Genomic DNA, 22,978 nt, shown 5'->3' on the forward strand with positions numbered 1-22,978 from the left:
CACAACGAGGCCCACCGGCCGACCCCGGACCGTGCCGCTGCGGCAGATCCTGCCCGCGGTGCTCCGCGACCCCGCCCGGGCGCTCATCGACATCGGTAACCGTACCGAAGGCGAACTGGTCCGGCTCAACCTCGGTTCGTTCCGGCCCTACCTGGTCACCCACCCGAAGCACGTGCAGCACGTCCTGCGTGACCGGGCGGACAACTACGAACGAGCAGGTGACGGGCTGTTCTGGCGCCCGGTCAAGCGGCTGTTCGGCGAGGGCATCCTCGGCGAGGGGCAGATCTGGTCGGCCAGCCGGCGGATGCTCCAGCCGATGTTCACCGCCAAGCGGGTGGAGGCGCTCGTCGACGGGATGGCCGACGCGATCCGCGACGCGGTCGACGAACTGGACGAGCCGGCCCGCGCCGGCCGGCCGGTCGACATCGGCGTGGAGCAGGCGCGCATCGTCAGCCGGGCGATCATGAAGGTACTGTTCGCCGACCGGATCTCGGTGCCGGACGCGATGCGGGTGATCGAGGCGCAGGACCGCATCGCCACCGCCGTCATCCCCCGGATCATCGTCCCGTTCGCGCCGCTGTCCCTGCCGATGCCGGGGGACCGCACGTTCGCCCGCGCCGTCCGCATCGTCGACGACGTGCTGGTGCCGATCGTCCGCGAGACGCGGGAGTCCGCCGACCAGGGCGACGACGTCATCTCGACGCTCTGGCAGGCGCGCACCGACGACGGACGCCAGCTCGACGAGCGGCAGGTCCGCAACGACACGGTGGCCATGTTCGCCGCCACCACCGAGACCACCATCAACGTGCTGACCTGGGCCTGGCCCCACCTGGACCAGCACCCGGAGGTGGCCGAGCGGCTCTACGCCGAGATCGACGAGGTGGTCGGCGGCGAGCCGGTACGCCGCGAGCACCTGAGCCGGCTCACCTACACCCGGATGGTGCTGGACGAGCTGCTGCGGCTCTACCCGATCGGGTGGATCATCCCGCGCCGCGCTGTCGACGGCGACGTCATCGACGGCGTCCCGATCGAGCCCGGCGCCACGATGGCGGTCAGCCCGCTGATCACCCAGCGGATGCGGCAGTTCTGGGACCGCCCGGACGAGTTCGACCCGGAGCGGTTCCGCCACGAGCGGGTCCGCGCCCGGCACCGGTACGCCCACTTCCCGTTCGGCGGCGGCCCGCACCAGTGCCTCGGGATGTACCTGTTCTACCTGGAGGCACAGCTCATCCTCGCCACCATGCTCAGCCGCTACCGGTTCCGGCTGCACCGCACCGGCGTACCCGGACTGCGGCTGGCCGCGGCGTTGCGGCCGCGCGAGCGGGTCGAGCTGACGCTCGTCGCGGCCGGGCGGACGGAGGGGGCATGACCGACGGCGTGACACCTGATCCGCTCGCCGTCGCCGCCGAACAGGGCCGGGTCTGCGCGCTCGCCGCGCAGGGCCAGCGCGGCCTGCGCAAGGCCGCCGCCGCGCACCCCGAGCTGTTCCCGGGTGACCCGTTCGACGCGACGCTGTTCAGCAGCATCGCGCAGGCGATGGCGTTCAGCGCCCCCTGGCACAGCGCCGCCGAGCTGGCGGTGACCAACCGCGCGGTGCTCTGGGGCTTCGCCGTCGACTGGCTGGTCGACCACCAGGCCACCAGCCGGGCCGAGGTCGACCGGATCATCGGCGTCTGCCTGGACGTGCTCGACGGCGCCGGCGCCGGCGATCCGCTGGGCCGGTTCCTGGCCGAGCTGCGCGACGACGTCGCCGCCGCGCCCGCCTGGCCGGCGCTGCGCGGCCTCTGGCGGGACACGATGGCCCGCACCCTCGACGCGATGGCCCGCGAGTGGGGCTGGCGGCGTACCGGCCGCCCCACGCTCGCCGACTACCTCGCGAACGCCGACAACCTCGCCGCGACGGTGGTGAACGTGGCGCACTGGATCCACACCGGATCGGTGAGCGACGCCGCCACGCTGGCCCGGCTGATCGAGGTCAGCGACGAGGTGCAGCGGGCCCTGCGCCTGGTCAACGACCTCGGCACCCACCGCCGCGACGCCGAGTCCGGCGACCTCAACGCGCTGCTGCTGGTCGACGACCCGGCCGAGGTCGAGCAGCGCTTCGCCGAGCAGGTCGAGCACTGCCGCGTCCTGCTGGCGAAGCTGGCCGGTGAGGTGCCGCGGGAGGCCGACTTCCTGTCCCGGCAGCTCGGTTTCACCACCGGCTTCTACCGGCACACCGACTTCTGGGGCGTGCGGTGACGCTGACCGCCCGACCGGTGCCCGCCACCCGGTCCGGGACCACGCGTGACCTGATCGCCGCGCTCGACGGCGAACCGGAGGGGCAGACGTCACCGTCGGTCTACGAGACCGGGCGGCTGGTCACGCTCGCGCCGTGGCTCGACGGCCACGACCGGCGCCTGGCCTGGCTGCTGGACCGGCAGCGCCCGGACGGCGGCTGGGGCGGCCCCGGCGGGTACGCGCTGGTCCCGACGTTGAGCGCGGTCGAGGCGCTGCTGGCCGAGCTGCACCGCGACGGGCCGTCCGCCGCGCCGTCCGCCGCCGTCCACCGGGGACTGGCGTACCTGGCCGGGGCGCTGCGCGACGGCGCTCCGCCGGACCTGCCGGCCACCGACCTGATCGTGCCCGCGCTGCTCGCAGCAGTGGACCGGCACCTCGACGGGCCGGCCGGGCCGCCACCCGGGCTGACCGAGTGGGCCGGCCGGCCCCGCCTGCCGCTGCCGGCCGGTCTCGACCCGGCCCGCCTGACCCGGGTACGCGGACTGCTCGCCACCGGGCGGCCCGTGCCGGAGAAGCTGGCGCACGCCCTGGAGGTGGCGGGTGAGCTGGCGTACCGCGCGCCCGGGGTGCGTCCCTCGGCGAGCGGCGCCGTCGGCGCCTCACCGGCCGCCACCGCCGCCTGGCTGGGCGGGCCGGAGCCCGGACCCGCGCTGGACTACCTGAACGCTGTCGCCCGCCCCGGCCCGGTGCCCTGCGCGAGCCCGATCACCGTCTTCGAACGGGCCTGGGTGCTCGGCATCCTGGTCCGGGCCGGCGTGCCGGTCGGCGCGCCCGAGCCGGTGCTGACCGAGCTGCGCGCCGCCGTCGGGCCGTCCGGCGCGGCCACCGCGCCCGGCCTGCCCGCCGACGCCGACACCACGGCGGTCACGCTCTACGCCCTGGCCCGGCTCGGCCGCGCGCCCGGTGTCGCGTCGCTGGCCGGATTCGACACCGGCCGGCACTTCTGCACCTGGCCCGGGGAGGACGGTGCCTCGCTGACCACGAACGCGCACGTGCTCGACGCGCTCGGCGAGCAGCCCAGCGGTCCCGGCGTCACCGGCGCCCGGCGCCGCGTCACCGACTGGCTGCTGGACCGGCAGGAGCCGGACGGGCGGTGGGAGGACCGCTGGCACGCCTCGCCGTACTACGCCACCTACGCGGTGCTGCTGGCGCTGGCCGACCACGCGCCGGACGGCGCGGCGCGTGCCGCCGTCGAGCGGGGCGTCGCCTGGTTGCTGGACACGCAGCGCCCGGACGGCTCCTGGGGACGGTGGGACGGCACCGCCGAGGAGACTGCGTACGCGGTGCTCGCCCTGGCCGACGCGGGCCGGCCCGGTGACCCCCGGATCATGTCGGCGCTGGCGCGGGGACGTCGTCGACTGTCCGAGCTGGACGGATGCGACGACGAACCGGCACTATGGCACGACAAGGACCTCTACCGCCCGACGCGGATCGTGCGCGCCGCGGTGCTGGCGGCCTCGGCCGCGCCGGGGCGGCCCGGTCCGGGGCCGCACCTACCATGATCAGGATCGCTTGAATGAGGTTCCCGACGGCTGCTAGCGTGCGCCGGAGTCGATCGGATGTCGGACCGACCGAAGACCGGGCCAGGACGGTGTGATGGGTTCCCGCAGTACGAATCTCCGTACGAAGATCATCGCGCTGCTGGCGTCGCTGACCGCGCTCTGGGCGTTCGCCGCGTGGGTGACCGTACGGGACGGGTTCAACCTGCTCGGCGTGCAGACGCTCAACGCGCGCGTCTTCGAACCGAGCGACCCGCTGCTGCAGGAGTTGCAGGCCGAGCGACGGCTGTCGCTGCGCTACCTCGGTGAGTCCGACCCGGGCCGGTTGCAGGAGCTGGAGGCCCAGCGCGCGCGGACCGACGGCACCGCGACCGCACTGTGGCGCTCGGTGCGGGACTGGCGCACCGAGATCCCGGCCAGCGAGGAGCTGATGCAGCGGCTCGACGAGCTGAAGACCGAGCTGGACCAGCTCGGTCAGGTACGCGCCGAGGTCAGCCGCAAGACCATCGACCGGACCACCACGCTCATCGCGTACGACGAGGCGGTCGACGGGATCTTCGCCGTCTTCGACGCCCTCGGCGGCCTCGACGACGACGAGATCGCCAAGGACACCGCCGCGCTCATCGACCTCAACCGGTCCCGGGAGCTGCTGTCCCAACAGGACGCGCTGATCACCGGCGCGATCGCGGCCAACCGGATCACCGTCGGCGAGCAGACCGCGTTCGCCCGGCTGGTCGGCGCGCAGTGGTTCCTCGCCGACCGTACCGCCCGGGAACTCGCCCCCGGTGACCGTGCCCGCTTCGACCGGATGGTCGAGGGCGACGCGTTCCAGCAGCTCCGCACGCTCCAGGACCAGGTGCTCGCGGCCAAGGGCGCCGAGGTGCGCCCGCCGGTGACCGCCGCGGCGTGGCAGGCCGCCGCCGAGAAGGCGATGGCCGACCTGCGCGAGGTGATCCTCGCCGGCGGTGAGGACATCGTGTCCCGGGCCACGCCGGTCGCGATCGGCGTCATCGTGCGGCTGGTGCTCGCCGCCGGTCTCGGCCTGATCGCCGTCATCGCCTCCGTGGTCGTCTCGATCACCACGGCCCGGGCGCTCGTCCGCCAGCTCGAACGGCTGCGCGAGGCCGCCTTCCAGCTGGCGCACGAACGCCTGCCGAGCGTGGTGGAGCGGCTGGGCCGCGGCGAGGAGGTGGACGTCGCCCGCGAGGCGCCACCGTTGCAGTTCGGCGACGACGAGATCGGTCAGGTGGGTAAGGCGTTCAACGTCGTGCAGGAGACCGCCGTCCGGACCGCCGTCGAGCAGGCCGAGCTGCGCCGCAGCGTACGCGACGTGTTCCTCAGCCTGGCCCGGCGCACTCAGGCGCTCGTGCACCGGCAGCTCACGCTGCTGGACGCGATGGAGCGGCGGGAGCACGACGCCGAGGAGCTGGAGGACCTGTTCCGGGTCGACCACCTGGCCACCCGGATGCGACGCAACGCGGAGAACCTGATCGTCCTCTCCGGCTCGACGCCCGGCCGGGCCTGGCGGCGCAACGTCCCCATGGTCGACGTGGTACGCGGCGCGGTCGCCGAGGTCGAGGACTACACCCGGGTCACCGTGCGCCCGCTCGGCGACGTGTCGCTGACCGGCCGCGCCGTCGGTGACGTCATCCACCTGCTGGCCGAGCTGATCGAGAACGGACTCTCCTTCTCCCCGCCGCAGACCACTGTGGAGGTCCGCGGCCAGCTCGTGGCGAACGGCTTCGCCATCGAGATCGAGGACCGCGGCCTCGGCATGAGCGCCGACGAGATGGCCGCCGCCAACGCGCGCATCGTCGACCGGTCCGAGCTGAACCTCGCCGACGCGGCCCGGCTCGGCCTGTTCGTGGTCAGCCGGCTCACCGAACGGCACGGCGTCAAGGTGCAGCTCAAGGAGTCCGCGTACGGCGGGACCACGGCAGTGGTGCTGATCCCGCGTGAACTGATCACCGCCGACGGTGCCGACGCGTCCGACGCCCTCCCCGCCCCCGGGACGGTCCTGCCCGCGCCGGACCCGGCGCGGAACACGCCGGCCGAGGACGGCACCGAGCCGGCGACCACGTCCGGCCCGGACGGCGGCACCGAACCCGACCAGCCCGCCGAGCCCGCCCCGCAGGTGCCGGAGCCGGTGGCGCGGGCGCCCCGGCTGACCCCGTCCGGGCTGCCGGCGCGTACCCGCAAGCGGCAGCCCGCGGTGGCCGGGCCCACCACGGAGCTGGCGGTGGTGGAGCGGCGGCCCGCCGCCACGACCGACGCCGCAGCGGAGCCGGAGCCGGAGGACGCGCCGGTCACCGACGCGGGGCTCCCGGTCCGGGTACGCCAGGCCAGCCTCGCGCCGGAGCTGCGACACGACCAGAGCGCGGTGGACGACGACGACACCGCCGACGACGACACGGCGCGTGCACCGGAGCAGGTGCGCCGGATGATGAGCTCCTATCAGAGCGGCACGCGACGCGGCCGTACCGATGCCGCGCGCTTGCTCGGCGGAGCGCAGGGGGCCGGCGGTGCGCCGGCCGACGCGGACGAGCAGGTTACCTGACCGGGACGTCGACGCGACGGAAACCGGAAGCTGACGGCACACCAGCCGGGAAGATGAGGACGACGAGTGGCGCAGAAGACGGCTTCGAGCGCGGATCTGACGTGGCTGCTGGATGACCTGGTCGGCCGGGTCAAGCAGGCGGAGCACGCCGTGGCGCTCTCCACCGACGGACTGTTGATGGCCTCGTCCCGCGGATTGAGCCGGGACGACGGCGAGCACCTGGCGGCCATGGCGGCGGGCATCCAGAGCCTCGCCCGGGGCGCGGGCAAACGGTTCGGTGGCGGGCAGGTGCAGCAGACCATCATCGAGATGCAGTCCTCCTTCCTGTTCGTCACAGCGGCCGGCCGCAACGCCTGCCTGGCGGTGCTGGCGTCGGAGGACGCGGACGTCGGCCTGATCGCGTACGAGATGGCCATGCTCGTCACCCGGGTCGGCCGGTTCGTCGCATCACCGACCCGGGAACAGCCCCTCGGCGAGAACGCGGCACGATGACCGGCCGGGGGGACTCCGCGGAGCAGGAGTGGGTGGACGACCACGCCGGCCCGGTGGTGCGCCCGTACGCGGTGACCGGAGGCCGGGCCCGCCCGGTGACCGGTACGTTCGACCTGATCTCGCTGGTCACCTCGACCCGCACAGATGTCGGGTCGGAGTCCGGGCTGGGCCCGGAGCACGTGGCGATCGTCGGCCTCTGCCAGCGGATCCTCTCCGTGGCCGAGATCGCCGCCCATCTCGACCTGCCGGTGGGCACGGTCCGGGTCCTCCTCGGAGACCTGGCCGCCCGCAGCCTGGTACAGGTACGCGAGCCGCGCGCGACCACCGCCGGCCTTCCCGACGAGCACGTTTTCGAGGCGGTTATCAATGGACTACGGGCGCTCTGAGCGGCCGGCGGGCGCCGCTCCGCTACCCACCGCGATCAAGATCCTGATCGCGGGCGGGTTCGGCGTCGGCAAGACCACCATGGTCGGCGCGGTCAGCGAGACCCGGCCGCTGCGGACCGAGGAGGTGCTCACCGAGACCGGGATCGGCATCGACGACCTGTCCGGTATCGAGGAGAAGTCGACCACCACCGTGGCGATGGACTTCGGCCGCATCACCATCAGCGACGACCTGGTGCTCTACCTGTTCGGTACGCCCGGGCAGGACCGGTTCTGGTTCGTCTGGGACGAGCTGGCGCTCGGCGCGCTCGGCGCGGTGGTGCTCGCCGACACCCGCCGGCTGGCCGACTGCTTCCCGTCGATCGACTACTTCGAGGGGCGCGGTACGCCCTTCGTGGTGGCGGTGAACTGCTTCGAGGGCGCCAAGAAGTTCCGTCTCGACGAGGTGCAGGCCGCGCTCGACCTCGACCCGGGCGTACCCGTGGTGCTGTGCGACGCGCGCAAGCGGGAGTCGGCCAAGGAGGTGCTGATCACGCTGCTGGAGCACGCCATGAAGCTGCGGGAGGCGCGCCGCCGCGCCGCCGAGGACTGAACTGTCACACATCGACGGGGGAGTGGCGATGACCGAGGTGAGCGTCCGGGCGATGAACCCGGACGAGTTCGACAGATGGCAGGACGAGCTGGCCGCCGGCTACGCGCGGGAGCACGTCACGGCCGGCAACTGGACGCCCGAGGAGGCGCTCGACCGGGCCCGGGAGGCCGCCGCCGGCTTCCTGCCGCAGGGCATGGCCACACCCGGCATGCTGTTCCTGGTCGGCGAGCTGGCAGACGGTTCACCGGTCGGCCGGCTGTGGATCGGGCTGACCCACCCGCGCGGTCTCGCCGACTGCGCGTTCCTCTACGACATCGAGGTGGCCGCCGGGCATCGGGGCCGGGGCCTCGGGCGGGCGCTGCTCGCGGCGGGGGAGCGGGCGGCCCGGGAGCACGGCGCCCGGGCGCTGGAGCTGAACGTCTTCGGCGCCAACGAGACGGCACGCAAGCTGTACGAGACGTCCGGCTACCGGGTGGTCACCCAGCAGATGCGCAAGGAGTTGCCCGCCTAGCGGCCGGCGTCACAGGCGGGTGGCGGTCCGGATCAGGGCGGCCAGCGCCAGGGACCGGCTGTGCGGCGGCCACGCGATCACAGTGGTCACCGCCGGGGCGTCCGGCACCGGCACGACGGTCAGGTCGGCGAGCAGCAGCGACCGGACCGACTCCGGCAGCACCACCACGGTACGGCCGAGCGCGATGAGCTGGAACAACTGGGCGTGGTCGCGGACCTCGGGGCCCGGACCGTCCGGATACGACCCGTCGGCCCGGGGCCAGCGCGGCATCGGCAGGCCGGACAGCGTCTCCACCTCGGCCATGAGGAGGTGCGGCCGCCGGGCCAGCGGATGGCCGGCCGGCAGGACCGCCACCTGCTGCTCGGTGACCAGTTCCTCGGTGTCCAGCCCGGCGGTCGAGTCGAACGGCAGGTGCAGCAACGCCACGTCGGCCCGCCCGTCGCGCAGCAGCCGTTCCTGCTCGCCGATGCCGCACAGCAACACCTCGACGGGGACGGCGTCCGGCTCGGCCGCGTACGCGTCGAGCAGTTTCGGCAGCAGTTCGCTCGACGCGCCCGCCTTCGTCGCCAGCACCAGCCCGGGGCCGCCGTTCGTGGCCTCGCCGGCGCGGCGGGTACGGCGGTCGGCGGCGTCCACGGCGTCCAGGGCGGCCCGGCCCTCGCGGAGCAGCACCGACCCGGCCGCGGTGAGCACGACGCCGCGGCTGTCCCGGTCCAGCAGCGTCACGCCGAGGCGCCGTTCGAGCTGCTGGATCGCGCGCGACAGCGGCGGCTGGGCGATGCCCAGGCGTCGCGCGGCGCGGCCGAAGTGCAGTTCCTCGGCCACCGCGACGAAGTAGCGAAGCTCCCGCGTCTCCATCCCGCCACCGTACCTCCGAATCGATACCCGCCAGGTATCGGCCGCTACCGAGGTGGTGTTGGAGGCCCGCTCGCCGCGCGGACAGGATCGAAACCATGAGCGAACGGACGATCGCGCTGGTGACGGGCGCGAACAAGGGAATCGGGTACGAGATCGCGGCGGGCCTGGGCGCGCTGGGCTGGCGGGTGGGCGTCGGTGCCCGGGACGAGCAGCGGCTCGCGGAGGCGGTCGCGAAGCTGCGCGCGGGTGGTGTGGACGCGTTCGGCGTACCGCTGGACGTGACCGACGACGCGAGCGTGGCCGCCGCCGCCCGGCTGCTGGAGACGGAGGCCGGCGGGCTGGACGTGCTCGTCAACAACGCGGGCGTGACCGGTGGCGTGCCGCAGCACCCGGGCGACGTCGACCTCGCGACCATCCGGACGGCGGTCGAGGTCAACGTGATCGGCGTGGTCCGGGTGACCGAGGCGATGCTGCCGTTGCTGCGCCGCTCGGCCTCGCCGCGGATCGTCAACATGTCCAGCGGCGTCGGCTCGCTGACCCGGCAGAGCGCCTCGGAGGGCGAACACCAGACCGGCCCGCTGTCGGTGGCGTACTCGCCGTCGAAGAGCATGCTCAACGCGGTGACCATCCAGTACGCGCGGGCGCTGGCCGGCACGGGCGTCCTGATCAACGCCGCCTGCCCGGGTTTCACCGCCACCGACCTGAACGACTTCCGCGGTGTGCGGACCCCGCAGCAGGGCGCGGCGATCGCGATCCGGCTGGCGACGCTGCCCGGCGACGGGCCGACCGGCGGCTACTTCGAGGACGCGGGCGTGATCCCGTGGTGAGTGCGGCGCGTCAGCACCACATGACCGGGTTGCCGGTCGCCACCGACGCCGCGCACAGCCGGCGCAGCGGCTCCACGATGTAGGCGAAGTCGCCGCCCGACCGGCTCCGGGACCGCACCGCGAGCCGTTCGGGCGGCGGCTCGCCGTGCCCGCCCACCGGCCGCATCGCCAGCACCGTCCGCGTCCCGCCGGCGGTGAACTCCACCCGGTCGCCGGGCAGCGGCCGCTGGCCGAACCGGACGGCCCGGAACAGCGTGGCGGGCGGGTCGGCGGTGTCGACAACGAAGAAGCCGTCCGGATCGACCCCGGCCCGGAAATCCGGGCCCAGCATGAACACCCCGTGGTAGCTCTCGACGTACTGCATCAGCACCCGGCCGGTCGCCTCGTCGATCAGCTCCACCTCGTCGGTGATCTGGTCGGTGCGCGCGAACGCGTCCAGCTCGGCGAGCGCGACCGCCGCCCGGTCGGCCGGCAGCGAGCCGCCGTTGAGGTTCGGGAGCGCGGTGGCGAGCGTCGGGAAGCGCTCCGGGCCGGCGGCGCGTAGCGCCTGCTGGAACAGCCGCACACCGGCCCAGTTGGACACGTGCTCGCTCGCCTGCTCCATGGCCTTGTGCGGGCACGCCTCCGCCTGCCAGGCGTCGAACGTGCGGTGCGCGGCCTCGTTGCCCTCCCACTGCAGCAACAGCGCGAGACAGCCCTCCTCGTCGATGCCGACCGGTTCGACCGGGCAGGGCGTGGCGAGGCCGTCCTGCCAGCACCGGCAGTACACGAATGCGTCGAGTCCCACGCCGGCACGCTACCGGCGGCAACCCGACGGCGCGTACCCGTTTCCGCCGGCTCGTTTCCGGCGGCTCGTCTTCGGGCGGCTCGTTTCCGTCGGTTCGTTTCCCGCCGGTCAGGTGACGGCGAGCAGCACGGCGTCTCCGCTCGCCGCCGCGTCTCGGTAGAAGTCACGCAGCCGGGTGAAGTTCGGCAGCAGGTAGCCGTCGAACTCGTCGTCGCCGTCGTCCCAGATGTGCGGGTAGATCTCGGCCTCCGACATGGCGGCCGGGTCGAAGCGGGCCCGCAGCGTCGCCTCGTCGATCGCGTCGAGCCCGGCGGCCACGGCGCGGACGGCGTCGGGCATGAGCAGCCGGGCCGGGCCCATGCCGAGGTCCGGGCCGATCGGGTCACCGCCGATGATCGCCGGCCCGGCGTCACCCCGGACCTCGTACGTGGTGCCGGTCAGCAGGTAGTGCAGCCCGTGCCACGCCTTGTCGAGATCGAGTTCGTCCGGCCCGCCCGGGAACAGGGTGCCGACCTTCTCCGGGTCGGCGAGGACCGCCGCCAGCTCCTCGGCGGACAGCCGGCGTGCGTAGAAGATCATGCCCATGGGGTTGCCTCTCGGGGGACCGGTGGGAATCGGCGGCAGCGTAGCGTGCGCGTGCGACAGGCATGGCACCATCGGCGCATGGCCACCGACACCCGGCACCTCAGCGTCCACATCGACCGGCCGGTCGCGGATGTCTACGCCTTCGCCGCCGACCCGGCGAACCTGCCCCGCTGGGCGCCGGGTCTCGGCGGCTCGGTCGTGCTCGTCGACGGCCACTGGTATGTGGACACGCCCGAAGGGCGGGCGCGGCTGACGTTCGCGCCGGCAAACGAGTACGGCGTGCTCGACCACGAGGTGCTGACGCCGTCGGGCGAGACGGTGTACGTGCCGTTGCGCGCGATCGCCGACGGCGACGCCACCGAGGTGGTGTTCAGCCTGCGGCGGATGCCCGGCATGAGCGACGCGGACTTCGAGCGGGACACCGCGCTCGTGGAGGCGGACCTGGCCCGGCTCAAGGCGGTGCTGGAGAGCGCCGCCGGCTGAGATGCGCGCGTGGTCGGTCCGGCGTGCCGGTCCGTGCCGCCGCCCGGAGAATGCCGTCGAGGCCCTCCTCGAACAGCAGGTCGTCGGCCCATCGGGCGTCGTCGAGATGGCCGGAGGTGCTGAGGGTCGGATAGGTGTCGGCGCGCGCGGCGATGTGGTCGCGGGCTGCGGCTCTCGCGCCCGGGTCCGCGGTCCGGCGCCACGTGGCCTCCGTGAGCGAGGCGCCGATGACGTAGTTGGCCAGCATTCTCGTGGCGACCGCGAGCTGAAGACCGTGGCAGCCGCCGCGCACGAGCGCCGACTGCAGGAACTCGGTGCGGGCCAGGACGTTGGGCCCGAGCATCGGACGACCGATGAGCCCGGGTGCCCAGGGATGGCGCAACATCGCGTCGCGCCAGGCCCGGACGAGGACGCGGATGTCCTCCATCCAGTCGTCGCCGGCGTCCGGGATCGGCACGTCGCCGAAGATGCGGTCGACGGCCAGGTCCAGGACGTCGTCCTTCGTCTTCACGTGCCAGTAGAGCGCGGTGGCGGTCACGCCGAGCCGCTGGGCGAGCAGACGCATCGTCAGGCCCTCGACGCCGTGCTCGTCCAGCGCTGTCACGGCGAATTCCACGATGCGCTCACGGGTCAGCGGCGGCTTACGCCGCGCCCGCGGCTGCTCTGCCCGCAGCCACACCGGTGTCGTCGCCGCACCGGGCTCGGTCGTGGTCATGGAGCCACTCTAGTTCACTGGACAGGCAGCTTAACAACGGTAAGCTGATTGAACAGACGAAAGTTCGGCCTCGACAGTGGGCAAGGAGGCTGCGCCGTGCCCCTGCTGCGGATCCACCTCGACAGCGACCCCACCACCGCCCGCCGCGTCCTCCACCTGCATCGCGAGGGCGGCATCCATCACGAGTCGCGGGAAGCCGCCCGGGAACAGGTGTGGCGCCAGGGCCGCACCCCGGCCGGTGACCCGGTCTTCGTCGGCATCACCAACGGCCGCCGCAACGTGCAACTGCTCTACGACGTCGAGGTCTACTCCGACACCGTTCCATGAGGACTCGTCGGTACTCACACCTGGCACGAATGGGAATTGCGACTCGGGCTCGGCCGGCGAAAGGAATTCGGCGCGCCCGTGCGCGAGCGTTCGATTCCAGGCAACGCAATCCGGCGGACGCAATTCGGCGATTCAGTCGCCGATCGCGTCCCGCATTCGTTCCCTCGTCCAGTATTCGGACGGATCGGTGGCGCCGGGGCTCGGGTTGTGCGTCGCGACCACCGGGCCGGGCGCCGGCCGCGCCGAGCCGCCGTCGCGCGCCGCGACGACCACGACGGCCGCGGCCACGGCGAGCGCCGCGACGGCGGCCGCGCCGAGCAGCACACGGTGTGACATGTCGCCTCCTCCGGGCCGTGGGGCCGGTGCCGGTCCGCCTGGTGCGCCGGGCGGCACACCAGGCGGACCGTCGTTCACCAGGTGTCGTTCGCGTACGTGTTGTAGAGCGTCCCCACCACCGCGGCGGAGAAGTACGGCGAGCCGTTCGTGTTCGAGCCGCTCGAGTAACTCATCACCCCGTGCACGTCACCGCGCCTGGTGGTGTTGTCGTAGCTGTAGTACCACGGACCACCGCTCGAACCGCCCCCGAAGCCGCAGTTCATCTCGATCCGGTTGCTGCCCGCGTCCCGCGACGTGCCCGAGCAGACCCACTGGATCTCGCCGCTGTCCTTGTTGCTCGGGTAGCCGAAGATGTCGTAGTGGTACGCCCGGCCGCCGCCGGTGAGCAGCCCGTTCGCGCCGACCGCGTCCACGATCGACCGGCTGCCGTAGACGAGCGCGACAGCCACGTCGTACTGCCGCTCGCGGGTGCTGATCCAGCCGCTGGGCACCGCGAGCGTGGACCAGTCCCAGGTGCCGTACGGCTGCGCGCCGTTGCGGTACGACGGCACGAACATCCAGTTCGCGGTGTGCCAGTCCCGGCCCGGCCCGTCGTGCACGCAGTGCGCGGCCGTGAAGACCATGTTGCGGGCCGGGCTGTTCACCACGCTCGCGGAGCAGTAGTGGCCCAGGCCGTCGGTCGAGCTGGTGTAGAAGATCTTCCCGACCGTGATCGACTCGTTCAGCTGGGTGCCGAAGCCGCTGCCGTCCTTCGGTGCCACCGCCTCGGCGAAGCGTCGCACCCGCTCCGCCACAGGGCTCTGGGTGACCGGGCCGGCGGACTTCTCCACCTCGTCGGCCGGGGTGGCCGCCGCCATGCGCTCGGCCGTCCAGTAGGCCCTGGCCTGCGTGGACGACCCCGCCTTGCGCTCGATCGACGTGACAGCGGCCGGAGCGGCCGTGCCCGCGGTGGTGCCGGTGCCGGCCAGCGCCGGAGCGCCGGCGAGGATCGCCGGCAGGATCAGGGCCGGCAGGGCCAGAAGTCTGATCGTCGTCTTCATGAAATCCTTCCCAGTGTTCGATTCCCGGATCGAAACTGGAGCGCCCCCGTTGTTCATCGCGATGTCGGCAACGTATCGACGGGCTTCGGAGCATGTCAACGAATCACGGGCGTCGATTGTTTGCAGTGTCGGATGTGCGATCGGGGAACATTATCGAATTCCAGTTCAGCACCTCCGCCAGGGTCTTCGGTCGCGGGTAGTAGCGCATCACGAGCGGGTCGCCGAGCATGGCAGCCACGTCGTCGAGGTCGTCGACGGTCATCGCTGGACTGGATCCGCTGGAACGAGGGCCTCTACCGCGGCCGTGGCTTCGGGCTGTGGGTGCTCAGGTCACGGGCGACAGGCGAGTTCGTCGGCGACTGCGGCCTCACTCCGCAGCCGGTGGACGGGGTGACGGAGGTCGAGGTCGGTTACCACCTGCGAACCGGGGTGCAGGGTCGCGGATTCGCCACGGAAGCGGCGGCCGCGTGTCGCGACCACGCGCGCGACCGGCTGGGCGTCGACCGCCTCGTCGCGATCATCCACCCCGACAACACGCCCTCGCAGCGGGTCGCGGAGCGGATCGGGCTGAGCTTCGAGCGTGCGACCACGTCCGAATCGGGGGATCCGGTGCACGTGTACGCCGCGCGCCTGGCCTGACCGGGCTCAGCGGCGGGTCGACGCCACGAACCGGGTCCACGCGGCCGGGGTGAAGGTGAGCACCGGCCCGGCCGGGTCCTTCGAGTCGCGGACGCCGACCACGCCGGGCAGGTTGCCGGCGACCTCGACGCAGTCGCCGCCGTTGCCACCGCTGCGGGTGCTCTTGCGCCACCGGGCGCCGCTCAGGTCCATGCCGCTGCCACTTCCCTCAGCAGTTCCAGGGTCCGCGCGCGGGGCAGCGCCTCGCCCCGGATGCGTTCCCACCGACGCTCCAGGGTAGCAATCTCCGAGGGCTGCTCGATGATCTGCGCGCGGGCCTGACTGTCCACATGCGCCACCCGGTTGCCGTCGCGCAGCTCCGCGATGACGAACGGCCCGTCCAGCCCGGGATAGGTCGGTGTGTCCACTGGCACCACGTGGAGCTGCACGTTCGGCAGCTCGGCGCAGGTGAGCAGGTGGGTCACCTGCGCGGCCATCAGCGCGCGGTCGCCGGCGGCGGCGCGGCGCAGCACCTGCTCGTCGAGCACCACGACGTACAGCGGCCCGCGCGGCCGGGTGAGGATGCCCTGCCGGTCCAGCCGGGCGGTGACCAGGTCGGTGACCTCGTCGGCGGTCAGCGGCTGGCCGATGAACGTGGCCCGGGCGTACGCCTCGGTCTGCAGCAGGCCCGGCACCCACGCCAGTTGGAAGGCTCGCAGCGCGACCGCCTCGCGTTCGATGTCCACCCACGGGCGGAACCAGACCGGCTCGCGGCGGCGGACCGCGTCCGGCCAGAGCGCCTCAATCGGCTGGCCCAGCAGGTTCGCCACGGTCGCGCGGTGCCGGCTCTGCGGGATGTGCCCCGGGTTCGCCCATCTGGCCACCGTCTTCGGATGCAGGCCGAGCCGCTCCGTCAGGCTCTCGGCGGTGTGGCCGGCGCTGGCCAGCGCGGTGACGAAAGCATGGTTCATGCCCGTTCCTCCCCGGAGCAAAAGAACCGTCCGAAGGAGATTACACAACGCTGTGTGATTGTTCGGGCACCCTCGGCACGGTTAAGGCGTGACCGAACCGACACCCACATCGGCGTACCCCCGGGTGGTGCTGCCGCTGACCGGCCACCGCGCGTGCGGTCCGGCCTGGCGCTGCGACCGCTGCGGCGAGCCCTGGCCGTGCCCGACCCTGCGGGCCGCGCCCACCGACGCGGCCCGCCGCGCCACGATGATCCCCGAGTTCTCCCGGCTCACCCGGCAGGCCATCCGCGACCTGCGCGGCCGGCCCGACGGCCCGGACCCGATCGCGATCGTGCGGCGTTTCCTGTGGTTCCTGCCGCTCACCGACGCGGAGGCACGCGCCGTCGCGCTCCGGCTGCGATGACCACGGTACGGCGAGGGCCGCTTCCCGCCGGAGCGGGAAGCGGCCCTGTGTCAGCCGTACGCGAATCAGCTCGCGATCATGCGGCGCAGCACGTACTGCAGGATGCCGCCGTGCCGGTAGTAGTCCGCCTCACCCGGGGTGTCGATGCGGACCACGGCGTCGAACTCCACACCGGTGTCGGTGGTGACCTTCACCGTGCGCGGGGTGTCGCCGTCGTTCAGCGCGGTGACGCCGCTGATCGAGAACGTCTCCGTGCCGGTCAGGCCCAGCGACTCGGCGGTCTCGCCGCCCGGGAACTGCAGCGGCAGCACGCCCATGCCGATCAGGTTCGAGCGGTGGATCCGCTCGTACGACTCGGCGATGACCGCCTTCACGCCCAGCAGCATGGTGCCCTTCGCGGCCCAGTCCCGCGACGAGCCCGAGCCGTACTCCTTGCCGGCCAGGATGACCAGCGGGACGCCCGCCTCCTGGTAGGCCATCGAGGCGTCGTAGATCGAGGTCTGCTCGCCGGTCAGGTGGTTGACGGTGAAACCGCCCTCCACGCCGGGGACCAGCTGGTTGCGCAGCCGGATGTTGGCGAACGTGCCCCGGATCATCACCTCGTGGTTGCCCCGACGGGAGCCGTACGAGTTGAACTCGTGGCGGGCCACGCCGTGCTCGGCCAGGTACTTGCCGGCGGGGGAATCCGCCTTGATCGAGCCGGCCGGGGAGATGTGGTCGGTGGTCACCGAGTCGCCCAGCTTCGCCAGCACCCGCGCGTCCGCGATGTCCTGCACCGGGGTCGGCTCCTGCTGCATGCCCTCGAAGTACGGGGGCTTGCGCACGTACGTCGACTCGCCGTCCCAGGAGAACGTATCACCGGTCGGGGTGGGCAGCGACTGCCAGCGCTCGTCACCGGCGAACACGTCGGCGTACGCGGCGCTGAAGCCGGTCGCGCCGATCGCGGAGGCGATGACGTCCTGGATCTCGGCGCTGTTCGGCCAGATCTCCCGCAGGAACACCGGGTTGCCCTGGGCGTCCTCGCCGATCGGCTCGTTTGCGAGGTCGATGTCCATGGTGCCGGCGAGCGCGTACGCGACCACCAGCGGCGGCGACGCCAGGTAGTTCATCTTGACGTCCGGGTTGATCCGGCCCTCGAAGTTCCGGTTGCCGGACAGCACCGACACGACCGCCAGGTCACCGTCGTTGACGGCGGCGGAGACCTCCTCCGGCAGCGGGCCGGAGTTGCCGATGCAGGTGGTGCAGCCGTAGCCGACCAGGTTGAAGCCGAGCTTCTCCAGGTACGGGGTGAGGCCGGCGCGGTCGTAGTAGTCCATGACGACCTTCGAGCCCGGCGCCAGGGTGGTCTTCACCCACGGCTTGCGGGCCAGGCCCTTCTCCACCGCGTTGCGGGCCAGCAGCGCGGCGCCGATCATGACCTGCGGGTTCGAGGTGTTGGTGCAGGAGGTGATCGCGGCGATCACCACGGCGCCGTGGTCCAGCTCGTACTCGACGCCGTCGGCGCCGGTCACGCGTACCGGATTGCTGGCCCGGCCGCCCGCGCCCACCGCGGCGGTCTCCAGGTCGCGCGGCGCGTCCGCCGGGTCGTTGACGCCGTTGGCGGGGGAGTCGCTGGCCGGGAAGGACTCGGCCGACGCCTCGTCGGCCGGGCCGTCGGCGCCGAACGGCTTCTCCTGCTGCGGCACGCCCGGCTTGCGGCCCGGGTCGCCACCGGTCTCGTCGGCTGCCACGTAGTCGCTGAGCGCGGCGCGGAACAGCGTCTTGGCGCTGCCGAGCGGCACCCGGTCCTGCGGGCGCTTCGGGCCGGCCAGCGACGGCTCGATGGTGCTCAGGTCCAGCTCGAGGCGCTCGGAGTACTCCGGCTCGCGCTCCGGGTCGTGCCAGAGGCCCTGCTCCTTGGCGTACGCCTCGACCAGCGCCACCTGCTGTGCGTCGCGGCCGGTCAGCTCCAGGTAGCGGACGGTCTCGGCGTCGATCGGGAAGATCGCCACGGTCGAGCCGTACTCCGGCGACATGTTGCCGATGGTGGCGCGGTTCGCCAGCGGTACGGCGCTCACGCCCGGGCCGTAGAACTCGACGAACTTGCCGACCACGCCGTGCTTGCGCAGCATCTCGGTGATGGTCAGCACCAGGTCGGTGGCGGTGGTGCCGGCCGGCATCTCGCCGGAGAGCTTGAAGCCGACGACCCGGGGGATCAGCATGCTGACCGGCTGGCCGAGCATCGCGGCCTCGGCCTCGATGCCGCCGACGCCCCAGCCCAGCACGCCCAGGCCGTTGACCATGGTGGTGTGCGAGTCGGTGCCGACGACGGTGTCCGGGTACGCCTGGCCGTTGCGCTCCATGATCGTACGAGCCAGGTACTCGATGTTGACCTGGTGCACGATGCCGGTGCCCGGCGGGACGACCTTGAACTCGTTGAACGCGGTCTGGCCCCAGCGCAGGAACTGGTAGCGCTCCTTGTTGCGCTCGTACTCCAGCTCGACGTTGCGCTCGAAGGCGTCCTCGCGGCCGAACAGGTCGGCGATGACCGAGTGGTCGATGACCAGCTCGGCCGGGGCCAGCGGGTTGACCTTGGTGGCGTCGCCGCCCAGGTCACGGACCGCCTCGCGCATGGTGGCCAGGTCGACCACGCAGGGCACGCCGGTGAAGTCCTGCATCAGCACCCGGGCCGGGGTGAACTGGATCTCCACGCTCGGGTCGGCGGTGGCGTCCCACGCGCCGAGCTGCTGGATGTGGTCGGCGGTGATGTTCGCGCCGTCCTCGGTCCGCAGCAGGTTCTCCAGCAGGATCTTCAAGCTGTAGGGCAGCCGCTCGTGGCCCTCCACCTTGTCGATCCTGAAAATCTCGTAGCTCGCGTCTCCGACGCGTAGCTGGGTCTTCGCACCGAAGGTGTCGAGGCTCGCCACGTCGTACTCCTTCACACCAGCGACCGTGAGTAGTCCTGAGCAGTTTGTCGCACCGACCGGAGCGCCGCCGTGCTTAGGCAACACTTACCTGCGTCGGTCTTAACAAAACCGTACGTCCGTCTTGCTATCCATGCAACCTCGTGCCACGCTGCGGGACGAGGAGGTGCCACCATGATCCATCACGTCCTGCTCGCCTGCCCCCGCGGCTCCGAGGACGCGTCCCGCTCCTTCTACGCCGGCCTGCTCGGCCTCACCGAGAAGCCCAAACCCCCGGCCCTCGCCGCCCGCGGTGGTTGCTGGTTCACCGGGTACGACGCCGAACTGCACCTGGGCGTCGAGGACGACTTCCGTCCGGCCCGCAAGGCGCACCCCGCGCTGGTGCGGCCCGACCTGGACGAGCTGGCCGCCCGCCTCGACGCCGCCGGACACGCCGTGACCTGGGGCGACGACGAGATTCCCGGCATGCGGCGGTTCCACACGTACGACCCGCACGGCAACCGGCTGGAGTTCTTGGCCCCCGCCGGGTGACCGGGCGCGGGTAGGGTCGGCGGGTGGTCGACGTACAGCACTGGCTCGCCGCGCTCCCACCGGGCCTGATCTGCCTGCTCGTGGGCGCGGTCATCGGCGTGGAGAGCATGGGCATCCCGCTGCCCGGCGAGATCGTGCTGGTCAGCGCCGCCCTGCTCGCCGCCACCGGTGCGGTCGGGCCCGAGTGGGTGGCCGCCGCCGCGGCCACCGGCGCCATCCTCGGCGACTCCATCGGGTACGCCGTGGGCCGCCGTGGTGGCCGCCCCCTGCTGGAACGGCTCGGCCGGCGCTTCCCGAAACACCTCGGCCCGGCACACCTGGCCCGCGCCGAGTTGAGCTTCGCCCGGCACGGCGTCTGGGCGGTGTTCTTCGGGCGGTTCGTCGCGCTGCTGCGCATCCTGGCGGGCCCGCTCGCCGGAGCACTGCGTGTGCCGTACCGCCGGTTCCTGGTCGCGAACGCCGCGGGCGGGCTGGTCTGGGCGTTCGGCACCACCTACCTGTTGTTCTACGTCGGGCAGGCCGCCGAGCATTGGCTCAAGGACATCTCCTGGGCCGGATTGGTGCTGGCCGTGCTGGCCGGCGTGGCAAGCACCGCGTGGCTGCGCCGCCGCGCCAAGCGCCTGCCCCAGGCCGAAGCCTCCGACCAGCCCACCCCGGTACCCGCCGCCGACCGCTGACGCCGGACACCCAACCGCCCCGCCCGAAGGCGGACGACCAGTCCAGCGTCCAGCGCTCCCAGGGCATCACCGGCCAGGGCCGCAGCGCGCTCTCCTCACGCCGTCCCGCCCGCGCGCCGACTCGCCCTTGCGCCGGCCCACCCTCGCGCCGGCCCGCCCCCGTCCCGTCCCGCCCTCGCGCCGGTCCGCCCTCGTCCCGGTCCGCCCTCGCGCCGTCCCGCCCCCGTCCGGTGATCAAGGAGTTTGTGTCCTGTGAGGGCTCCCGCAGTGACACAAACTCCTTGATCACCGACGCGGAGTGAGGGCGGATGAGTGGGGCGGGGCGGACGGGGGAGGGTCGGGCCGGCAGGGCGGGGCGTGGCCGCCCGGAGCCGGCCGGGCAGGCGGGCGGTTCGGGCAGGCAGGGCAGTCCGGGCCGGCTGGGCGATGGGCGGGGCGACCGGCGGCGGGGCAGGACAGGGCGCGGTGGACCGGGGTGACCGGTTGCACGGGTGAAGGGGCTGCGCGCGATGCCGCGCGCCTGCCCTGCCCCGTCGATCATGAAGTTGGCGGTGGCTGGAGGCCGATTTGTCGCCGCCAACTTCATGATCGACGCGGTGGGGGCGGTGGGGTTGGGGCTGTGGTGCTTCTGGGGCGCCCCTGCTCGCGGTCACCCCTTGGGGTGGTGGAGATCTTGGTAGGAAATGGCCCTCATGGGGGCCCCTATGAGGGCCGTTTCCTACCAAGATCTTTGTGCGTTCCGCTCTGCGGGACGGCGATCCTGGGAAGTGGGCGGTGGGCGGGGGCGGCCGGGGTCAGGGGGCGGTGAGCAGGGCGATCAAGGTGTCGCGGGCGGTGCGGACTGCGGCCCGGGACTCCTCGGTGTGGTCGAGCGCGTCGAATCCGTGCTGCCCGTTCGGCACGTCCACCACGCACAGCGGGATGCCGCGCCGCCGCGCGACCACAGTGAACGCCTCGACGGTGGGAGCGACCTCGGGCCGTTCCCGACCCGCCCGGGTCAGCACGAGCGTCGGCCGCGCCGCGCCCTCCGCATGCGCGGCGTCGACGGGAGAGTCGGGAGAGGCCGTGCCGGACGGAGCGGCGGGCTGGTCCAGCGCGTCGACCGGGCGGAAGCGCGGGTCCACCGGCGGCCACCCGGGCAGCGGCGCCAGCAGCGGATAGGTGGCGGCCACGCCGCGCAGCCAGGCGGGCGGGTCACGGAGCCAGTCGCCGAGCAGCAGGCCGGCGCCGGAGAAGAACCAGAGGCCGAGCCGGTCCGGGTCGACGCGCGGGTCGGCGCGGAGCAGTTCGGCGGCGGCGGCCACCCGGGCGGCGACCGTGTACAGGTCGTCCGGGCTCGCCACGGTGAGCCGGGGGATCGCGGTCAGCACACCCGCCTCGGCGAGCAGCGCGCCGTAGCCGCGGTAGAGCGGCCAGTCACGTGCGTCGGGGGCCTCGGGCGGCCCCGGTACGCCGTGCACGACCACGACGGCGGGATGCCGGTCGTCGCCGGTGGGCACGTGCAGGTCGACGTCGCCGTGCCGCTCCACGGCGGCAGGTGGGGGATCGAGGACGAACGGGCTCTCCCAGAAAACGGTTCCCATCATGACAATGGTAGGAGAATCCGCCGTCCGCGACCGTCCCGTCAGGACGGCGGCGAGGCCTTGGCGTGCCGTTCGCGCAGCCGGTCCCGGATCTCCTCCGGCGTGTACGCACGGCGCCGACGCTCGGCCCGGGCCACCACCACTCCGGTCGCCGCGACGCCGGCGAGACCCGCGAGACCGAGTACCTTCCACCACCGCATCCGTTGCCGCATCCGCATAGGGTAGTCCTCCATGAGCATCAGCCTGGACGAGGCCGTGGAGCTGACCCGCACCGGCGATCTGTGGGTGTTCCGCGGACGCAGCGTGCCCGACCGGGCCATCCAGCTCACCACGAACAGCCCGGTGAACCACGTCGGCATGGCCGTGGTGCTCGACGACATGCCGCCGCTGATGTGGCACGCCGAGCTGGGCCGTTCGCTGCCGGACATGTGGACCGGCACCCACCAGCGCGGCGTGCAGCTGCACGACCTGCGGGACGCGGTCTGCGTCTGGGCCAACCGGTACGGCCAGCGGGGCTGGCTGCGCCAGCTCGAACCGCCGGCCGACACGGCGATGGAGGAGGCGGTGCTGCGTACCGTGGCGCGTCTGGACGGGACGCCGTTCCCGTCCACCGCGCAGCTCGCCTGGCGGTGGGCCCGGGGCCGGTTGCCGCACCCGCGCCGCCTGAGCCTCGGCGGCCTGCGGGGCAGGGCCGGCGACCGGAACCAGACGGGCATCCTGAGCAAGATCATCGAAAGGGGCGATACCGGCGACCGAGCCGAGACCGGCGACACCAGCGGGATCGGCGACACCGGCAGGGAGAACGCGGCAGCTCTGGAGACGGCGTACTGCGCCGAGGTGGTCGCGGTGACCTACGAGGCGATGGGTCTGCTGCCCGCCGGGCGGCGGCCCAACTGGTACGACCCGGGCCGGTTCTGGAGCGGCGACGACCTGGCGCTGCGCGGCGGCGCGTACCTCGGTGCCGAGATCGAGGTGCGGATCCCGCCGCGCTGAGGAAGGTTTGCCGCGAGGGCGCGCCGG

At 72.8% G+C, this 22,978-nt stretch carries 28 protein-coding genes; 16 read left to right on the forward strand and 12 right to left on the reverse strand.

From position 1 onward, the window contains the following. Positions 1-31: 31 nt before the first annotated feature. The 8 genes from O7604_RS19050 (at position 32) to O7604_RS19085 (ending at position 8,314) form a co-directional block, all read left to right on the forward strand. Positions 32-1,369 carry a cytochrome P450 gene (locus O7604_RS19050; protein ID WP_281579983.1) on the forward strand — a complete coding sequence of 446 codons (1,338 nt, stop codon included), beginning with the start codon at positions 32-34 and terminating at the stop codon, positions 1,367-1,369. Further along, positions 1,366-2,241 carry a terpene synthase family protein gene (locus O7604_RS19055; protein ID WP_281577264.1) on the forward strand — a complete coding sequence of 292 codons (876 nt, stop codon included), beginning with the start codon at positions 1,366-1,368 and terminating at the stop codon, positions 2,239-2,241. Before O7604_RS19050 ends, O7604_RS19055 begins: the two co-directional genes overlap by 4 nt. Continuing rightward, on the forward strand, positions 2,238-3,782 hold the full coding sequence (locus tag O7604_RS19060) for a prenyltransferase/squalene oxidase repeat-containing protein (protein WP_281577265.1): 1,545 nt from the start codon (positions 2,238-2,240) through the stop codon (positions 3,780-3,782). Before O7604_RS19055 ends, O7604_RS19060 begins: the two co-directional genes overlap by 4 nt. A gap of 94 nt (positions 3,783-3,876) precedes the next feature. Then, a complete protein-coding gene (locus O7604_RS19065; protein WP_281577266.1) occupies positions 3,877-6,336 on the forward strand; it encodes a nitrate- and nitrite sensing domain-containing protein in 2,460 nt (819 codons plus the stop codon). 66 nt (positions 6,337-6,402) lie between these two features. Beyond that, on the forward strand, positions 6,403-6,828 hold the full coding sequence (locus tag O7604_RS19070; protein ID WP_030503283.1) for a roadblock/LC7 domain-containing protein: 426 nt from the start codon (positions 6,403-6,405) through the stop codon (positions 6,826-6,828). After that, a complete protein-coding gene (locus O7604_RS19075) occupies positions 6,825-7,214 on the forward strand; it encodes a DUF742 domain-containing protein (RefSeq protein WP_013287416.1) in 390 nt (129 codons plus the stop codon). The genes O7604_RS19070 and O7604_RS19075 overlap by 4 nt, the downstream gene beginning before the upstream one ends. Further along, positions 7,195-7,803 (forward strand): ATP/GTP-binding protein, encoded by a 609-nt coding sequence (locus tag O7604_RS19080; protein ID WP_128137372.1) that lies wholly within the window; start codon positions 7,195-7,197, stop codon positions 7,801-7,803. The genes O7604_RS19075 and O7604_RS19080 overlap by 20 nt, the downstream gene beginning before the upstream one ends. Positions 7,804-7,831: 28 nt before the next feature. Then, positions 7,832-8,314: a GNAT family N-acetyltransferase gene (locus O7604_RS19085; RefSeq protein WP_281577267.1), complete on the forward strand. Its 483-nt coding sequence runs from the start codon at positions 7,832-7,834 to the stop codon at positions 8,312-8,314. A 9-nt stretch (positions 8,315-8,323) separates the two neighbouring features. Here the strand turns inward: O7604_RS19085 and O7604_RS19090 are convergent, their stop codons facing one another. After that, a complete protein-coding gene (locus tag O7604_RS19090; protein WP_281577268.1) occupies positions 8,324-9,172 on the reverse strand; it encodes a LysR family transcriptional regulator in 849 nt (282 codons plus the stop codon). A 95-nt stretch (positions 9,173-9,267) separates the two neighbouring features. Here O7604_RS19090 and O7604_RS19095 point away from each other — a divergent pair, with 95 nt between their 5' ends. After that, positions 9,268-9,999, forward strand: coding sequence for an SDR family oxidoreductase (locus tag O7604_RS19095; RefSeq protein WP_269705078.1), 732 nt, complete (start codon positions 9,268-9,270; stop codon positions 9,997-9,999). 10 nt (positions 10,000-10,009) lie between these two features. On the opposite strand, the gene O7604_RS19100 is transcribed toward O7604_RS19095, so the two are convergent. Both O7604_RS19100 and O7604_RS19105 read right to left on the reverse strand, forming a co-directional pair. Beyond that, positions 10,010-10,786 carry a hypothetical protein gene (locus tag O7604_RS19100; RefSeq protein ID WP_281577269.1) on the reverse strand — a complete coding sequence of 259 codons (777 nt, stop codon included), beginning with the start codon at positions 10,784-10,786 and terminating at the stop codon, positions 10,010-10,012. Positions 10,787-10,894: 108 nt separating this feature from the next. After that, a complete protein-coding gene (locus O7604_RS19105) occupies positions 10,895-11,365 on the reverse strand; it encodes a YfbM family protein (RefSeq protein ID WP_269705082.1) in 471 nt (156 codons plus the stop codon). Positions 11,366-11,449: 84 nt separating this feature from the next. On the opposite strand from O7604_RS19105, the gene O7604_RS19110 reads away from it, so the two are divergent. After that, positions 11,450-11,854 (forward strand): SRPBCC family protein, encoded by a 405-nt coding sequence (locus tag O7604_RS19110; protein WP_269705083.1) that lies wholly within the window; start codon positions 11,450-11,452, stop codon positions 11,852-11,854. Here O7604_RS19110 and O7604_RS19115 read toward each other — a convergent pair. Next, positions 11,823-12,569 carry a TetR/AcrR family transcriptional regulator C-terminal domain-containing protein gene (locus tag O7604_RS19115; RefSeq protein ID WP_269705085.1) on the reverse strand — a complete coding sequence of 249 codons (747 nt, stop codon included), beginning with the start codon at positions 12,567-12,569 and terminating at the stop codon, positions 11,823-11,825. The genes O7604_RS19110 and O7604_RS19115 overlap by 32 nt on opposite strands. 96 nt (positions 12,570-12,665) lie before the next feature. Here O7604_RS19115 and O7604_RS19120 point away from each other — a divergent pair, with 96 nt between their 5' ends. Beyond that, on the forward strand, positions 12,666-12,896 hold the full coding sequence (locus O7604_RS19120) for a hypothetical protein (RefSeq protein WP_269705087.1): 231 nt from the start codon (positions 12,666-12,668) through the stop codon (positions 12,894-12,896). A 132-nt stretch (positions 12,897-13,028) separates the two neighbouring features. On the opposite strand, the gene O7604_RS19125 is transcribed toward O7604_RS19120, so the two are convergent. From O7604_RS19125 to O7604_RS19135, 3 genes are all read right to left on the reverse strand, one after another. Beyond that, entirely contained in the window at positions 13,029-13,232 is a 204-nt protein-coding gene (locus O7604_RS19125; protein WP_269705089.1) for a hypothetical protein, read from the reverse strand. A gap of 74 nt (positions 13,233-13,306) precedes the next feature. Further along, entirely contained in the window at positions 13,307-14,272 is a 966-nt protein-coding gene (locus tag O7604_RS19130; protein WP_281577270.1) for a hypothetical protein, read from the reverse strand. 103 nt (positions 14,273-14,375) lie between these two features. Beyond that, a complete protein-coding gene (locus O7604_RS19135) occupies positions 14,376-14,534 on the reverse strand; it encodes a hypothetical protein (protein ID WP_269707125.1) in 159 nt (52 codons plus the stop codon). An 11-nt stretch (positions 14,535-14,545) separates the two neighbouring features. Here O7604_RS19135 and O7604_RS19140 point away from each other — a divergent pair, with 11 nt between their 5' ends. Continuing rightward, the gene (locus O7604_RS19140) at positions 14,546-14,911 is read left to right on the forward strand and encodes a GNAT family N-acetyltransferase (protein WP_281579984.1); all 366 of its coding nucleotides are present in this window, start codon (positions 14,546-14,548) and stop codon (positions 14,909-14,911) included. Positions 14,912-14,917: 6 nt separating this feature from the next. Here O7604_RS19140 and O7604_RS19145 read toward each other — a convergent pair whose 3' ends face one another. Then, positions 14,918-15,103 (reverse strand): DUF397 domain-containing protein, encoded by a 186-nt coding sequence (locus O7604_RS19145; protein WP_281577271.1) that lies wholly within the window; start codon positions 15,101-15,103, stop codon positions 14,918-14,920. Further along, complete coding sequence (locus O7604_RS19150; RefSeq protein ID WP_281577272.1) at positions 15,094-15,861, reverse strand: DUF5753 domain-containing protein; 768 nt, start codon at positions 15,859-15,861, stop codon at positions 15,094-15,096. The genes O7604_RS19145 and O7604_RS19150 overlap by 10 nt, the downstream gene beginning before the upstream one ends. An 88-nt stretch (positions 15,862-15,949) precedes the next feature. Between O7604_RS19150 and O7604_RS19155 the strand changes: the two genes are divergently transcribed. Beyond that, the gene (locus O7604_RS19155) at positions 15,950-16,264 is read left to right on the forward strand and encodes a hypothetical protein (protein WP_013475922.1); all 315 of its coding nucleotides are present in this window, start codon (positions 15,950-15,952) and stop codon (positions 16,262-16,264) included. 65 nt (positions 16,265-16,329) lie between these two features. Here O7604_RS19155 and O7604_RS19160 read toward each other — a convergent pair whose 3' ends face one another. Then, on the reverse strand, positions 16,330-19,185 hold the full coding sequence (locus O7604_RS19160) for an aconitate hydratase (RefSeq protein WP_269705094.1): 2,856 nt from the start codon (positions 19,183-19,185) through the stop codon (positions 16,330-16,332). A 156-nt stretch (positions 19,186-19,341) separates the two neighbouring features. Here O7604_RS19160 and O7604_RS19165 point away from each other — a divergent pair, with 156 nt between their 5' ends. Next, positions 19,342-19,698 (forward strand): VOC family protein, encoded by a 357-nt coding sequence (locus O7604_RS19165; RefSeq protein WP_269705095.1) that lies wholly within the window; start codon positions 19,342-19,344, stop codon positions 19,696-19,698. Between the two features lie 23 nt (positions 19,699-19,721). Next, complete coding sequence (locus O7604_RS19170; protein ID WP_281577273.1) at positions 19,722-20,375, forward strand: DedA family protein; 654 nt, start codon at positions 19,722-19,724, stop codon at positions 20,373-20,375. A 794-nt stretch (positions 20,376-21,169) separates the two neighbouring features. Here the strand turns inward: O7604_RS19170 and O7604_RS19175 are convergent. Both O7604_RS19175 and O7604_RS19180 read right to left on the reverse strand, forming a co-directional pair. After that, on the reverse strand, positions 21,170-21,958 hold the full coding sequence (locus O7604_RS19175; protein WP_281577274.1) for a hypothetical protein: 789 nt from the start codon (positions 21,956-21,958) through the stop codon (positions 21,170-21,172). 41 nt (positions 21,959-21,999) lie between these two features. After that, a complete protein-coding gene (locus O7604_RS19180) occupies positions 22,000-22,191 on the reverse strand; it encodes a hypothetical protein (protein ID WP_269705098.1) in 192 nt (63 codons plus the stop codon). On the opposite strand from O7604_RS19180, the gene O7604_RS19185 reads away from it, so the two are divergent. Beyond that, positions 22,190-22,951: a hypothetical protein gene (locus O7604_RS19185; protein ID WP_281577275.1), complete on the forward strand. Its 762-nt coding sequence runs from the start codon at positions 22,190-22,192 to the stop codon at positions 22,949-22,951. The genes O7604_RS19180 and O7604_RS19185 overlap by 2 nt on opposite strands. Positions 22,952-22,978 lie beyond the last annotated feature (27 nt).

This window comes from Micromonospora sp. WMMA1947, assembly GCF_027497355.1.
In the GTDB taxonomy this organism is placed as follows: domain Bacteria; phylum Actinomycetota; class Actinomycetes; order Mycobacteriales; family Micromonosporaceae; genus Micromonospora.